8 protein-coding genes and 1 pseudogene are annotated in these 14,610 nt (G+C 65.2%); 6 read left to right on the plus strand and 3 right to left on the minus strand.

Annotated elements, in window-relative coordinates; translation table 11 throughout:
- The first annotated feature begins 164 nt into the window (after window positions 1-164).
- The 5 genes from ACZ4N4_RS45410 to ACZ4N4_RS45430 all read left to right on the plus strand — a co-directional run bounded on the left by ACZ4N4_RS45410 (window position 165) and on the right by ACZ4N4_RS45430 (window position 6,440).
- Window positions 165-1,070 carry a helix-turn-helix domain-containing protein gene (locus tag ACZ4N4_RS45410; RefSeq protein WP_467600484.1) on the plus strand — a complete coding sequence of 302 codons (906 nt, stop codon included), beginning with the start codon at window positions 165-167 and terminating at the stop codon, window positions 1,068-1,070.
- Window positions 1,067-1,300: a DUF397 domain-containing protein gene (locus ACZ4N4_RS45415; protein WP_393844090.1), complete on the plus strand. Its 234-nt coding sequence runs from the start codon at window positions 1,067-1,069 to the stop codon at window positions 1,298-1,300. The genes ACZ4N4_RS45410 and ACZ4N4_RS45415 overlap by 4 nt, the downstream gene beginning before the upstream one ends.
- A 337-nt stretch (window positions 1,301-1,637) precedes the next feature.
- The gene (locus ACZ4N4_RS45420) at window positions 1,638-3,518 is read left to right on the plus strand and encodes an ATP-dependent nuclease (protein ID WP_467600487.1); all 1,881 of its coding nucleotides are present in this window, start codon (window positions 1,638-1,640) and stop codon (window positions 3,516-3,518) included.
- 3 nt (window positions 3,519-3,521) lie between these two features.
- A complete protein-coding gene (locus tag ACZ4N4_RS45425) occupies window positions 3,522-5,429 on the plus strand; it encodes a UvrD-helicase domain-containing protein (RefSeq protein WP_467600490.1) in 1,908 nt (635 codons plus the stop codon).
- A 387-nt stretch (window positions 5,430-5,816) separates the two neighbouring features.
- The gene (locus ACZ4N4_RS45430; RefSeq protein WP_467600493.1) at window positions 5,817-6,440 is read left to right on the plus strand and encodes a hypothetical protein; all 624 of its coding nucleotides are present in this window, start codon (window positions 5,817-5,819) and stop codon (window positions 6,438-6,440) included.
- A 6-nt stretch (window positions 6,441-6,446) separates the two neighbouring features.
- Here ACZ4N4_RS45430 and ACZ4N4_RS45435 read toward each other — a convergent pair whose 3' ends face one another.
- Together ACZ4N4_RS45435 and ACZ4N4_RS45440 are read right to left on the minus strand one after the other, a co-directional pair.
- On the minus strand, window positions 6,447-7,604 hold the full coding sequence (locus ACZ4N4_RS45435) for a hypothetical protein (protein WP_467600496.1): 1,158 nt from the start codon (window positions 7,602-7,604) through the stop codon (window positions 6,447-6,449).
- 2 nt (window positions 7,605-7,606) lie between these two features.
- Window positions 7,607-8,725 carry an ImmA/IrrE family metallo-endopeptidase gene (locus tag ACZ4N4_RS45440; RefSeq protein WP_467600499.1) on the minus strand — a complete coding sequence of 373 codons (1,119 nt, stop codon included), beginning with the start codon at window positions 8,723-8,725 and terminating at the stop codon, window positions 7,607-7,609.
- Between the two features lie 339 nt (window positions 8,726-9,064).
- Here ACZ4N4_RS45440 and ACZ4N4_RS45445 point away from each other — a divergent pair, with 339 nt between their 5' ends.
- A complete protein-coding gene (locus tag ACZ4N4_RS45445; protein WP_467600502.1) occupies window positions 9,065-13,582 on the plus strand; it encodes an NACHT domain-containing protein in 4,518 nt (1,505 codons plus the stop codon).
- 76 nt (window positions 13,583-13,658) lie between these two features.
- Here the strand turns inward: ACZ4N4_RS45445 and ACZ4N4_RS45450 are convergent.
- A pseudogene (locus tag ACZ4N4_RS45450) lies at window positions 13,659-14,475 on the minus strand (IS5 family transposase).
- Between the last annotated feature and the right edge of the window lie 135 nt (window positions 14,476-14,610).

Here is a 14,610-nt window from a genome sequence, read left to right on the forward strand (position 1 = left end):
GGACAGCAGGGCAGCGGAACGACATCCACGCATGGCGACGGGCGCTGCACACTTCGTGACCCTGGCTAGGATGCTCCCAAGGCTAAGCGGTTAGCAATATGGTCGAGCAAATTGCGCGACCATATTGCTTGTAGGGAGCGCGGGGAGCCGTCAGACTGGCCACCATGCCAGAAGCGAAGACGCCGTGGTCGCTGACCCTAAGTGAAGTCGGCCTGCGCCTGGAGGAACTGCGCGAACGCCGGGGCCTCACGCAGGGCGACGTCGCTGGCCACGAAGTGCTGCGCCGGCGCGAAGTCAAGATCGACAACAGTGGGCTGAGCCGACTCGAACGAGGGCAGCGTCGACGTCTGGCCCGGGATCTCGTCGAGGCGCTGCTCGAGGTCTACAAGGCCAGCGACTCCGAGCGTTCAGAAATCCTGGCACTGCTGGGGGCGGACACCACTCCGGCCGGTCGACCACGTCCTGCCCTGTGGCGACGCAACGCCCACTTGCTGGGGCCCATGCAGTTCGAGGGCTTCCTGAAGATGGAGCGCCGGGCCGCTGTGCTGTCGAACTATGAACGGGACATCTGGCCGGGGCTCTGCCAGATCGAGGACTACGCCTACACCGTCATCGCCCAGATGCGGCCCGATCTGCGTCCTTCCGAGGTCAAGGCACTCGTCGACGTTCGCATGGACCGCCAGCAGCAGGTGCGAGAGGGTGCACTCGCTGAGTTCCGCGCCCTGGTGGATGAGCATGCGCTCCACGTCGCTGTCGATGATCTCGTCGTGGCGAGGCGGCAGCTGGAGCGAGTTCTGGAGGAGTCCGAAGACCCCCGCAATACCATCCGTATCCTGCCGGGCACCGTCGGATTGCATCCGGGGTCTGCGGGCCCGTTCGTCCTGATGGCCTTCCCTGAGGCCGCCCGCCAGGTCGTGTGGGTTGAGACGATGGTCAGCTCGTTGTACTTCGACGGGGAGGATGATGTGCAGCGCTACACCGCGACTTTCACCACCCTGTGGGAGCGGGCGCTGGACCCCGACGAGACGCGCATGCGCCTCAAGAAAAGGATCAAGGAGCTAGAACAGTGACAGCGAAGCCGGACCCGTCCTCGTTCGACCTGTCGTCGGTCGAATGGACGGTGTCCAAGTACAGCGGCGGCGGCGGGAACTGCGTGCGCGTCGCCGTCAAGGACGGGTACGTCCTGATCGGTGACTCGCAGAACCCCGATCGCCTCCCCCAGGTCTTCACCCCGGCCGAGGCCAAGGCGTGGCTGCTCGGAGCGAAGGACACGGACTTCGACTTCCTGCTCGATCTGTGATCCCGTCCTGAAGCACCGCAAGACAACGGGCCGGCCCCACGGTAGATGGGGCCGGCCCGAACGTTTCTGCCTGCTGTCAGGGCCAGCCACATTAGGATCTCGTCCGACGGCCTGGGCGCAGCCTGTTACACAGCGCCCCTGGGTTCTGGCCTGGGCTTATAGCCGGGTCGGGGCCCTTTGCTGTCTATTTCCAGCTTTGGGAGCGGATTCTCCTAACGAGGCCCAAGAGTTGTGATGAATCGTATGATGCGTCAGAACCGCACAGAGTAGGGCACTTGATGCGGTCGCTGCCGCCTGGGCCATCCGGGGCTCGGGCCTCACCGCTCGGGGGACGTCGTTGTACCTTGCCTGCCTGTACGCGGAGAACTTCCGGATCTTCGGCGCGGCGCCGCAGAAGGACGGCGACAAGGACGCCAGCCTGAGCCTGGACTTCGGTCCGGCCACGAACGTCCTCGTCGGCGAGAACGACAGCGGCAAAACGGCCATCATCGATGCGATCCGCCTGTGCCTGCTGACGACCGCGGCTGACTTCTACCGCATCACGCGCGACGATTTCCACGTCGGACCGGACGGCCGCGCGGGCACTTTCAAGATCACCTGCGGTTTCAAGGGCCTCACGACGGAGGAGCAAGCCGTCTTCCTTGAGTTGCTGACCACGGACGATGAGGGCAACGTCGCCCTCTATGTCACCGTCAAGGCGGAGTTGATGGATCCGCTGCGGCCCCACCGCGTCGCGGTGACCACGCGCACCGGCCGCGATGGGCAGGGGCCAGCCCTGGACGGTGCCGCGCGTGAACTGCTGAAAGCCACCTACCTGCGTCCGTTGCGGGATGCCGAGGCGGAGCTGCGCTCCGGCCGGGGATCACGGCTGTCGCAAATCCTGGCCGGCTACCCGGCCATGCGCGCACAAGGTGAGGACGACTTCGACGAGGCGACCGGCAGCGCGACCACCCTGGTCGGGATCCTGCGCCGCGCGGAACGGCACATCAGCGACAACGAGGCCGTCAAGACGGCCCGGGACGACATCAACACCGGTTACCTGCAGAAGTTCTCCATCGGCTCCGACGTCCTGCGCGGTGAGATCGGCGTCGCAGGCGATGCCACACTCGCCCGTGCGCTGGAGCGGCTGGAGCTCACGCTGTTCGCGGGTACCGGGGAGTGGACCCGGCACGGCCTGGGTTACAACAACGCCCTGTTCATGGCGGCCGAACTGCTCCTGCTCGGCAACAGCGCCTTCGCGCCCCTGCTGCTGATCGAGGAACCCGAAGCGCATCTCCACCCGCAGCTGCAGACCCGCATCATGGACCTCCTGCGGGATCGCGCCGAGACCGCGAACACAGCGGAGACGCCGCCGGTCCAGGTCATCCTCACCACCCACAGCCCCAACCTGGCCTCGGCCATCCCGGTCGAACACCTCACCCTCGTCGCCCGCGGATCCACCTTCCGCCTGGCACCGGGCCTGACCCAGCTCGACGAGGGCGACTACTCCTTCCTCACCCGCTTCCTCGACGTGACCAAGGCCAACCTGTTCTTCGCCCGCAGCGTCGCCATCGTCGAAGGCGACGCCGAAGCCATCGTTTTGCCCGCCCTCGCACAGGCGGTCGGCCGGTCCTTCAGCGAATGCGGCGTCAGCGTCGTCAATGTCGGCGGCGTCGGTCTCTTCCGCTACAGCCGGATCTTCCAGCGCGACGGCGAGCAGATACCGGTCGCCGTGGCCTGCATCCGGGACCGGGACCTGGTTCCAGCCGGTACCTCCGCGGAGATGCGCAAGAAGCTGAAGTGCTCGGCGGAGATGACCAAGCAAGAGATCGACAAACACGTCGCAGGGTTGAAAGAGGAGGATAGCGGCCACGTACGCACCTTCGTCTCCGACCACTGGACGTTGGAGTACGACCTGGCCGCCGGCTCCTGGACCATGGCGACCCTGATGCACCAGGCCGTTCGTGCCGCTGTCGCCTCCAAGACCACCTGGCCCACCGCGGACAGACTCGCCGACCTGGACCGACTGGCCCAGGAGGAGGTCAAGAAGTGGCGAGAGAGCAACGTTCCCCTGGAAAAGGCGGCCTTGGACATCTACGAGCCGCTGCGCATGGGCCGGGGCAGTAAGCCGATCACCGCCCATCACGCGGCCCGGCTGCTGCAGAGCACGCCCGTGACCGATGAAGACCTGCCGCCCTACCTCGTGGCCGCCTTCACGTACCTGTGCAGCGAGGTCTGAGCGATGACATCCTTCTACGCGCCCGACGCCTTCATCAAGGACAAGGTCGAAGCCCTCGCCCAGCAGCTCGGCCTCGACCTGCCGCACCAGGAACAGTGGAACTTCATCCAGAGCGCGGAATCCCTGGACCTCCAGGCAGCTCCCGGCTCGGGCAAGACCAGCCTGATCGGCCTCAAGCTCGCCCTCCTGGGCCAGGCATGGGCCTCGCCCACACACGGTATTTGCGTCCTGTCCCACACCAACACGGCCAAGGACGAGATCACCCACCGCCTCACCGCCACACCGGCGGGACGCCGCCTGCTGCAGTACCCGCACTTCATCGGCACGATCCAGGCCTTCACCAACACCTTCCTCGCCCTGCCGGCCCTACGGTCCCGGGGCATTGAAGTCCAGACCGTAGACGACCAGGCCTACGCGGACGAGGCCCTCCGGCTGCTCGAATGCCACCCCCGGTTCCGGAAACTCAACACCGCACTCGGGCACCGCACGAACGGCCCCGCACTCGTCGCCGAGGCCCGCTACGTCTGCGACGCCGGAGACCTGATCGCGACAGGACCTGACGGCACCCCGCCCTTCAAAGCATCCAGCGACAGTGGCCAACAATTCGCCGCGCTCAAGGAAACGCTCACCGAGCGAGGCGTCTTCCGCTACCACGACATGTTCGCCCTCGCCGAGCACCACCTCTTTCATCACCCCCAGCTCGCACTGGCCGCCGCCCACCGTTTCCCCTTCGTCCTCCTGGACGAAATGCAGGACACCAGCGATCTCCAGCAACGCCTGCTCGACAAGGTCTTCGGCCCGCCGGGTGCGGTCGTCCAGCGCGTGGGTGACATCAACCAGCGAATCTTCGCCGACGCACCGGATGCCGCACAGCCTTCGTCGTTCCCGCTGCCGCACGCCGCCCAACTCCCCGTCAGCCGCCGGTTCGGCAGCAAGATCGCAGCACTTGCCAGCGACCTCACGGTCCACCGCCGCCAACGCATCGACGGCGCCGGCCATGAGGGGACCGTTGCCCTGCTGCTCTTCGACGACGACACCGTCGCCGAGGTCGTACCGGCCTTCGAACGGATGGCAGCCGCTACGGTGCCCCGCCAGCTGCTGCTGGACAACCCGCCCCGCGTGCTGGGCGCCCGCCTCACGCGGGGAAGCGCCAAGGCCTTTCCCCAATCCCTTTCCTGCTACGTACCCGGCTTCACCACCACGCCTGTCCAGACAACCGGCAGTCTCATTACGACGACACGCGCCGCCCAGGCCCAGCGGCGATCCGGCGACAACCACGCAGCGATCACACTCCTGTGGAACGCAATCCGTGACGTGGCCCGACTCGCCAGTGTCGGCGGTCTGCCCCCGCTGAGGCGACTGGACCGAGACCCGGCCACCGCCGGAGGCCGCGCACGCCTGCTTCTGCACGATCTGCTGACGAGCCCACTCGATAGCCACGTCGAATGGGCAGTCCTCACCGCCCGGCTTCTGCGGCTGCTGCCGGACCTAACTCAGAGCCCCTTGAAAGGTGTCGCCCGCCTCGCAGATCCCCTTGCCCACATCCCGTACGTCGCCCAGCCAGCGCCCGTGCTCGATGCGTCGGCTGATGCCGACCAGGGTGTAGTGGCGTCGGTTGCAGGATCGATCCAGAGCGCCAAGGGCGAAACCCACGCGGCCACACTCATCCTCGAATGCCTGGAACGCAGCGGCAAGAAGCACGACGTACACGAGGTCCTCGGACTCCTGAGCCGACAGCAGGACGCATCCAAGGCCCTGGTCACGATCCAGCGCGCGGCACAACTCGTCTTCGTGGGCGCCACCCGCCCCACTCACCTGCTCGCCTTCGCCGCGCACCGCACACGAGCCGAGCCGTACGTCGAGGCGATGACGGCCCGCGGCTGGTCTGTCCACGACGGCAGCCTGCGCTAGAGCGGATCTTCGTATCAGTGCGCGGGTCTTGAACTACTTGAGCGAGCATTCCGTATGATCGATCAAGAGCGGGAAACGTTTGGATTGCATGGCAAGACGACCGTTGTGGAGCGCCGAGGGCTCGCACTAGGGTCATCGCTGTCACTCTGGCGACGGGGCAGGTATGACAGCACTAGCCTGACCTGAAGACAGCGGCTTGTGCCCGTGACCCGGGCAGCAGTGCCTCAGTTGTGCCTGGTAGGCGGCGTGGTCGTCATGGGTAGCGGCAGCCGCGGCCTGCAGTGCTGGCGCGTTCAGACCATTCCGTGAAAGGTTTCCTACCGGTAGGTAAGTAGGCGGTCGTCTGTGAAGGGCGAGCCTCCTTGAGGCGAGGGCAGAGGTAGCAACATGGCTGTGGCGGCGCGAGGTCCGGCGGAAGCGATCTCCGGAGCGGCGGCGCCTGGCACTCTGTTCCCTCAGGGCGCAGACATTGGCGTGTTGAACATGTTCGGTATCGATGCCGTAGTTGCATACAGCGAAAACGAGGACGAGATCGAGCGACGTGCTCGCGTCGGCACGCAGGAGCTCACCAATCCTCGGGCGCTGGACCTGCTGATGAACCTTCCACTGGGCGAGCCTGTCCCGGTCACTTCGCTGAGTGACACGGAGCAGCGCGTGCTGAGGCGGATGCCCGCGGGAACGGTTACCCGGCATGACAACGTCGTCGTCCGCGAAGCAACCCACCCCATCCGAGTCGATCTGGCCGTCGTCCCGGGCAAGGGCTGGTCCTCCGCTAAGGAAAAAGCCGAATGGTTCACACCTTTCTGCGCGCGGGCTGTCTTGATCGACCGGCCTCTGCGGCGTCGAGATGACGCCGTGATGGAGGCAGAGTTCTACGGCATTGGGCTACTCGTCGCGACCAGCAATGATGTTGAGGTCGTTGTCCCGCCTCGCCCCTTCGTTCGGCGGCGGCTCACCGTGGCCGGCTGGAAGTTCGTGGAAGAGGCGTATAAGCAGCTCTCGGCTCGGTGAGCCGCCTCAGGGCGTGATCGACAGCGTTGCCCAGGCCTCCAGCGGGTCAGGGACTACAAAGCCCGCCTTCGAATTTGCCGACAGCCCCAGACGCTGGTTTTCCAGGGCGCAGTGCGCGACGGCTGCGGCACACTTGTCGCGCCACCACGCTTTGCGCTCCAGCCCGGGCTTCCTGCTGGTGACCTCGATGACCCAGGCGCTCCAGGTGCTGATGTTGTGGTCTTCCGACTCGCGCCGCGCTTCGCCGCCCGGATCGTTGAATCGGTCCAGGCCTCGACCGTCACAGACGTCGCAGCTGCACGTTGCTGGCGGGTGATTGGCGTACAGGCGGGCCAGTGACTGGGTGCCCTTGAAGCACATCAGGCTCGGCATCAGCACTGACGGATATTGGGGTCCACCGCCGTTGGGGTTGAACAACGCCCGCTCGCCAGGGGGAATGCTGTGCCGACTGGCGCTGTCGGCGCCGATACCGGCAAACAGCCCGCCGTGGGCGAGTACGTCCAGTGCGGCCAGATCGGTCCGCAGGAGGGCGACATCAGGCAGCTCGGCTACGACGCGGCGTAGGTTGGCGGGAACACTCTTGGCCTGCTCCATCGGATCGAACTGTCGGAACAGCGTCAGGGCCTTGGGATGCGGGATGCGCTTGCAGACTGCGATCAGCTGGCTGAGGAATTCATCGGTGAGCCAGGCGATGTCGATCGGGAGGTTGACGATTGTGTCTGCCCGCTCGATGCGTTCGGACTGGCGCATGACCGCCTTGAGCGCCCTGGAGGCTCCCGGGGGGATGTATCCAGTCGGTGTGAGAGCGGCGCTGGCACCGCGGGCCTTCTGCAGCTCAAGCGAGGTGTCGACCGTGTCGAACAGCTCCTTGCCGTCCAGCAGAAAGGGTTCATCGGCTGTCGCCGTGTGCGTCTTGTAGGCCGCAGTGTCGATCAGCAGGGCGCCTGTGTAGCCCGAGGTCCGGAGCTGGTAGGCGCGTTCACCCGCCTTCTCCCCGCTCATGACGACGCCGCCGAGGTCATCGTCGAGCGGAGTCCGCATCTGCGGTACGAAGCGGGCGTTCTCATGCAGCAGTACACGCCCCTGCAGCAGCGGCGTGGCCGGTACCGACGCATCGAGGACCCGCAGGGCGGGGGTGCGGCCGGGGAACGGCGAGTTTGCCATTGTCACCTACTTGTTGGTGATTCCGGTGGCCGTGCGGTCACCGGGGCGGAGGAAGGACACGAGTAGATCTCGGTGAACTCCTCGAGTTCCAGGCCGGCTAGGTGGGCTGCCTGGGACAGGTCGAGGTTGTGCTGTTGCCTCAGTCGGGTCACGACCTCGGCAAGGTGACGCGGGGTCTCGAGCTCGAAGGGAGCGGGTTCGGTGGTTCGGTAGCCCAGGGCGGACATCTCCACCATGAGCGAGCGGTACTGCCACTCGGTGAGGACGCCGAGTGTTTTGGCTCGGCGGGCGAGTGCTGCCATTGAGACCCGCCATCGACGCTTCAGTTCCATCAGTCGCGCCAAGTCCACGCGCGGCCGAAATTCGGCCACGATGCTCTCGTGCGGCATGAGGAATTCGGCTGCGAATTCATCGGCTTGCTGTTCCTGCAAGCGACCGTCCCCAGGCTCAGTGTGCATCAGGATGTGCCCGAGTTCGTGCGCCAGGCTGAAACGATAACGGTCCGCAGGGGCAGTGGAGTTGAGCAAGACGAGCGGGCGTTCGCCGTGCGGCCACTGGCTCACGGCATCCAGCTCAAGAGTTTGGAGATCGCGGACCACGAGCAGAGCGCCGGCGGCTTCGAGTACCTCTACCACACTGGAGACGGGACCATGCGGGAGCCCCCACTCCAACCGCAGCGTCTCCGCTGCGTCAGCCGGCGTATCAAAGTCGTCGACCGCGATGTACCTGAACGTATGTTTTTCGTCGTCGCGGCTCGCGGCCGTCAGGGCTTCCACCTGGAGGCGTGTGACTGCCAGAGTCGCGTGAACGCGTCGCAGTGCCAGCGCGCCCATGGAGGCGCGCTTGCGGTGGTGAACGAGCCCGACGCCAACCCCGCCGTTGTCAGTGGTGCGGCATAGCATCTGAGGCGTGTACCTGAGAGCTGAGGCGAACAGGGCGAGTCGCTCGCCCCTTACTGCCAGGCGACCGGCTTCGGCTCGGCTGACGTACCCCTGCGACACCGTTTCGTTGGCCGCGCGGCCCGTCATCTCCCGTGCCAGGTCAGCCTGCGTCCAGCCACGTGACTCACGGGCCAGTGTCAACATGGCGGGCTGCGCCACCAAGTCGACGATGTCATCCACGACGACACCCACCTCCCGCGGTCAGGCTCTCCAGTGCGGAGCACCATACAACTCAACGCAGTATGCGCAGAAACATACCTCAAAATATTCCGTGCGTGATGCGCTCCCTTGCTTCCGGTGCATAGATCGCCTTGCGATCGGGCTCGGCCCCTGTGCACTTGAGGCCTGACATGTGGTCATGGCCCAGTGGCGAAGCCGAGGGGCTGCGACCAGCGCCGGGCCTACCATGGCTCCTCACCTGCTCCGCCAGTCCCGTGATTTGGCATCGACCCCGACGGGCGTGAGGGCGATCGCATCTGGGTCTACAAGCAGGAAGGGAGCACGAGGGGTGGAGACGGATTGAGCTTCAGGACGCTACGTGGCTGGAACGGCGAGCAGAGTCGGGCATTCGAAGAGCTGTCGTATCAACTGCTCAAGAACCGCGTGCCAACAGGCACTCAGGCCATCCGAACCGGCAACCCCGACGGCGGCGTGGAGTGGTACGCCACGCTGCAGGACGGCACGGAGTGGGGCTGGCAGGCCAAGCATGTGGAGGGCATCGATCCGCTGCTGACCGCCATGACGGATTCGGTGAAGCGCGTAGCCAAGGAGCGACCGGAACTCCGCAAGCTGACCTTCGCGATCTCCTGGAACCTCGCCACCGGAACGCGCGGCGGGGAGCGCAAGTCTCAGCGACAGAAGTACGAGGCAAAGGTCGCAATCTGGAAGAAAACGATCTCCGGTGCCGACAGGATTCAGTTCGAGCTGGTGCAGGAGAGCGACCTGCTGGACGAGCTGTCCAAGCCTGAGCACCGCGGTCGGCGCTGGTTCTGGTGGCATCAAGTCGCGCTCGAGCGTGACTGGCTGGAGCAGCGCTACAAGGAGCAGGCCGATGCTGCCGGCGAGAAGTACCGGCCCGACCTGCAGGTCGACATTCCCATCCAGGAAGACCTCATCGCGCTCGGTTTCGACCAGGCGATCCTCACTCATTTCAATCGTCTGCGCCGCGACGTCATCACCGCCGTAAACGATCTACACGTCCCGGTCAAGGATGAGGATGACCCTGGCGCCTCCGCCTATCAGGTCATCCATGACGCGGCAGCAGCCCTGAAGTCGACCGCGGGCGCCATCGCAGCACAAGCTGGGGATCCTCCAACTATTCTCTTGCACCTCACAGATCAGCTGTCGGCCACTGCTGAAGCCATTGAAGCTGCCAGGGACTACGAGCGACGGGCGAAGGCTGAGTGGCGGGAGCTGCCGAGCGACGACCCCAAGCGGAACCAGAGCCCTCCGGAACGCGCCGAGGGTTATGGCGTCGGTGTGCTGGGCAAAGCGATCAACGAACTGCACTCGTGGCTTGAGTCTTCGGTCGGCCGAGCCTTCCGGCGGCGCACCTACTTTCTGACGGGGAAGGCCGGGTCCGGCAAGACGCACCTGCTCCTTGACGCCACCCACCGTGCTCTGCTCGCTGATCGGCCCGCAGTGTTCCTGGCCGGTGCGCAGTTCGGCAGGGGCGACCTCTGGGTGAGCGTCGCGGATCAACTCGGCCTGGAGCCGGTCGGCGGTGATGTGCTCCTGAGCGCCATGGATGCCGCCGGCGAAGCTGCCGCGACGTCTGGTAGCCGCTTCTTGATCTTCATCGATGCGCTCAACGAGACGACACCAGCGGACTTCTGGCGAACGCACCTCCCGAGGCTGCGGGCTGCCGTCGCCCGGCATCCGCACGTCGCCCTCGTCGTCTCCTGCCGTGACACCTACCGCGATCTCGTGCTGGAGGGCACCGAGGACAAGCACTACGTCCACCGCACACATCCGGGATTCGCCGAGCGGGAAGTCGAGGCGACGCAGCGCTACTTCGATCACTATGGTCTCGAAGCCCCCAAAATCCCGCTTCTGACGCCCGAGTTCACGCTGCCGCTCTTCCTCCGTCTGTACTGCGAAAGTCTCTCGGAGGCCGACATCCACTCGCTTCCAACCGGCCACCAGGGCCGCGTCGCCATCTTTGAGCGCTACCTCGGCGCAAAGATCCGCACGGTAGCTCGCCGCCTCCGCCCCGATGCAACCTCAAGCTACGAACTAGGGGCGGCACAGACTCATGTCCGTCATACGCTGAACGCTCTCCTTGACGAGTTGTCCCGGCTTGGTCGCGAGAGTATGAGTGCCGCCAGCGCCCATGAAATCGTCAGCTCGTCGCTCGAAGACCCCCGAATTGACGCTGTGCGGCTCATGGGCCTTCTGCAGGAGGAGGGAGTGCTCACACGCGAGCGTCTCCACCTGGTCAGCGGAGGGTCTGGGGAAGGCGTTCGGATCGTCTTCCAGGCCTTCGCTGACTTCCTGCTCTTGAGACGTCGCCTTGCGTTGTCCGACGACCCGCTGAGCGACGAAGCGGTCAGACAGTGGCTGACGGAGGAGAGTAGCTGGGGGATCCACGAGGCAGCGACCATCCTGTTCCCCGAGGTCTATGGTGTGGAGCTGGTGGACTTCCTGAGTATCAAGATGGCCGAGGCGCCGGACGGACGCGAAGACAGGGACGCCTGGAACCGGCACCGGCGCGCCCGCCGGCTCTATGAGGTACTTGTGGAGACCCTGCCGTACCGTGCCTCGGAAGCAATTACTCAGCGGACGATCGACCTGCTGAACGAGGCCCAGCGCTATCTGCGTCGTTCGGACCTCTACGAGGTGCTCTTCGCTCTCGCACCGCAGCCCGACAACCGACTCAACGGCGAGGGACTGCACGGGTATCTCCTTCACCGGAAGATGCCCGAGCGCGACAGCGACTTCGGTATCGCGATGTATCACGCTCTGTCCGATGCCTCTGGCACGGCGGCCCGACTCGCCCGCTGGGCGGCGGCGGGACCCTATCCCGCCTACGACCCCAAGGTAGTCGAGCTTGCCTGTATCCCTCTGTGCTGGCTCCTGTCTTCTCCGAACCGATTCATGCGGGACTGGACCACCAAAGCCCTGGTGCACGTGCTACGTGGGCATCTCGACGTCATGCGCGCACTCGTCGAGCGCTTCTGGGCGGTCGACGATCCTTACGTGGTCCAACGTGTAGTCGCGATCGCCTACGGTGCACTCCTGCGCAGCTCTCCTCAACATGCTGATCAGGCAAAACCGCTCGCAGAACTGGTTCACAACCTGGTCTTTACCCCACCCGTCCGACCGGACGAGCTGCTCCTCGACGCTGCCCGCGGCGTCGTCCGGTGGGCCGTAGCGCAGCAGATGCTGCCTGCATCGGCGCTTGATACGTCCGGGCGCCCATACGGGCTGGCGGTGCCTGGTCCGCCACCGACGGAGGCGACGATCAAGGCCAAGTACGGTGGGAGCGAGGGGCAGTCGGCTGACGAGAGGTTTTTGTCGATCTATCTCTCGCTGATGGGTTTGGGTGATTTCGCCCGCTACGTTGTCCAGCCTGGCGTTCGTTACTTCTCGCGCTACCGCCTCGGGCAGGCGCGTCCCGAACGGCAGCCCCGGGAGCCGCGGTTCATCAAGAGCCGCTGGGAGAAGTTCGTCGCGTCGCTCAGTGGAGCACAGAAGGTGACCCTGGCCGACAAGTTGCGTAACCCTGAAGAGCAAGCACTGAGCCGACTCAAGTCCCTTCTGCGCCGTGCCGAGGATCCGCTGAGCGAAGAGCAGCGAAAGCTCTGGGACGCCTCGTTTGTGTACCCCCAGCCGGTGGACCACGACTACCCGGCAGACATTGCGTGCCGCTGGATCTTCCGCCGCACACTCAGTCTTGGCTGGACACCCAGGCTCTTTGGAGACGAAGACCGACGCATTGGCCGTGGGCGCGGTGGAAGAGAAGGACACAAGGCCGAACGCTGGGGCAAGAAGTACCAGTGGATGGCCTACCACGAGCTGCTGGCTCGGGTTGCGGACAACTACCAGGCATCGCGGCACTTCGGAGATAGCGAGCCCTATGAGGGCTTGCACCAGATCATCGGCGACCGCGAGATCGATCCCAGCCTGCCCCCGATCGACTACCACGCCTTCAACGAAGGAGGTGGCAAGGGCGTAACGGCGTGGAGCCCGCCGCTGATCAGCCTCGAAGAGTGGCCACCAGCCCCCCTCGACTTCAGCCGATACCGCGGAGACATCAGACGGTTCGTGGCTGATACCGCCTCCGAGCCGCCCGTCGCCGACTCCATGTTCCTTTGTGACCGAGAAGGCCACGACTGGGTGGCACTCGAGAGCTTCGTACACAAGGTCGATCCGATGGCCGATGAGGGATGGCGTGGCCTGCAGGAGAAGAGCACTATCCACACACTGCTCGTCAAGGCGGATGATGCCGAAGCCCTCCTGGAGGCCCTGCGAGACGAATCACGCCACGACACCCGTGATCTCCTCGACTCACACGGCCATACAGACTGCTGCTATGTCGGCGAAGTGGGCCGTATCGGACCGAACTGCCCGCACCGGCACGACACCCTTCGCCGGGTATTGATCGGCGGCAAAGAGATCGAGGTCGTACCCACCATCGAGGAGTACACCTGGGAAGGCGGCATTCTCGACTGCTCCATTGGCGATACCGCCAGTGTTCTCCTGCCTGCGACCTTCATCCAACAGGCCGCGGGATTGACCTTCGATATGCGAGGTCCGGGCTGGCTCGATACTGCGGGCGCACCCGTGTTCACCCACTACGAGGAACCCGGGGATGAAAGCCGGGCGCTTCTGGTGAGGAAGACCTTCCTGCAGAACTTCCTCGTGGAGCGCAGTCTTGAGCTGGTTGTGTGGCACTGGTACGAACGAATGCAGCTACGAGACAACTACCACCAAGGCCAGCACCCCTATGTCGAATCGAGCGTCATCGCCCGGCTGGGGGCGGACATGAAGATTCGCCAGGGCACCCCGCGGAGGACTGAACGGGACCTGGAGTGATGGGCAGTCCCGCCCTCACCGTGACGTACGGTGCCCCAGTGGCTTCCGCTGTGAAACGGCTGGTTATGACGGTGTCCTATGTGGTGAGGCGGACCAGTCGCTTGTAGCAGCACAAGGCGGCGGCGAGCCCGAGAAAGGCCAGGTAGTTGCGGGGGTGGCGTTCGTAGCGGGGGCTGAGTCGGCGGTAACCGGACAGTCACGAGATCGTCCGCTCGATCACCCACCTGCGGCGGCCCAACCGCTCGCTGGACTCGATGCCTTTGCGGGCGATGCGCACGCCGATGCGCTTGCCGCGTAACCATTTACGCAGGTGGGGGATGTCGTCCGTCTTGTCGGCGTGTAGGCGTTGGGGCTTGAAGTGGCGGCCGCGGTGGGGGTCGTGTCTCGTTTGGTGACCCTCGACAATGGGCTTCGGCGCTTCGCTGTCGTGGGTGTTGGCTGCCGAGACGCCGACGACCAGAGGCAGTCCGTTCGCGTCCGACAGGACGTGCATCTTGGCACCCGGCTTACCCCGGTCCACGGGGCCCGGACCTGTGAGTTCGCCCCTTTTCTAGCCCGAACGTGAGCGGAATCGAGGACCACGCGCGAGACGTCCATGAGGCCGGCGTCGTCGAGTCGGTGCAGCACCGCCTCGTGCAACCGGCCCCACACCCCGGCCCGTGACCAGATCAGCAACCGGCGGTGCGCGGTCGACTTCGATATCCCAAAACACGGCGGCAGAGCCCGCCAGGCACAACCGCTGACCAGCACATAGATGATCGCCGCGAACAACGTCTCATCAGGCGTGTCCTGCGTCCCGCCGCCCAGGGGCCGCACCTTCGCCGGTGGGATCAGCGGCTCGGCGATCTCCCACAGCCCGCCGGAAAAATCCAACTCCACGTACCCCGCCCCATGCACAGACCAACGAGCGATCACCACATAGGACGCCGTCTTACTGATCGTTTCAGAATGACGTGCTTGGTCAGATGGTTGTGCGCTGCGAGGATGCGTTCTCGACTGAGCGGCGAGGATGGGGGCAGGTCGTGACG

The sequence above is a fragment of the Streptomyces sp. NPDC026538 genome, assembly GCF_055567535.1.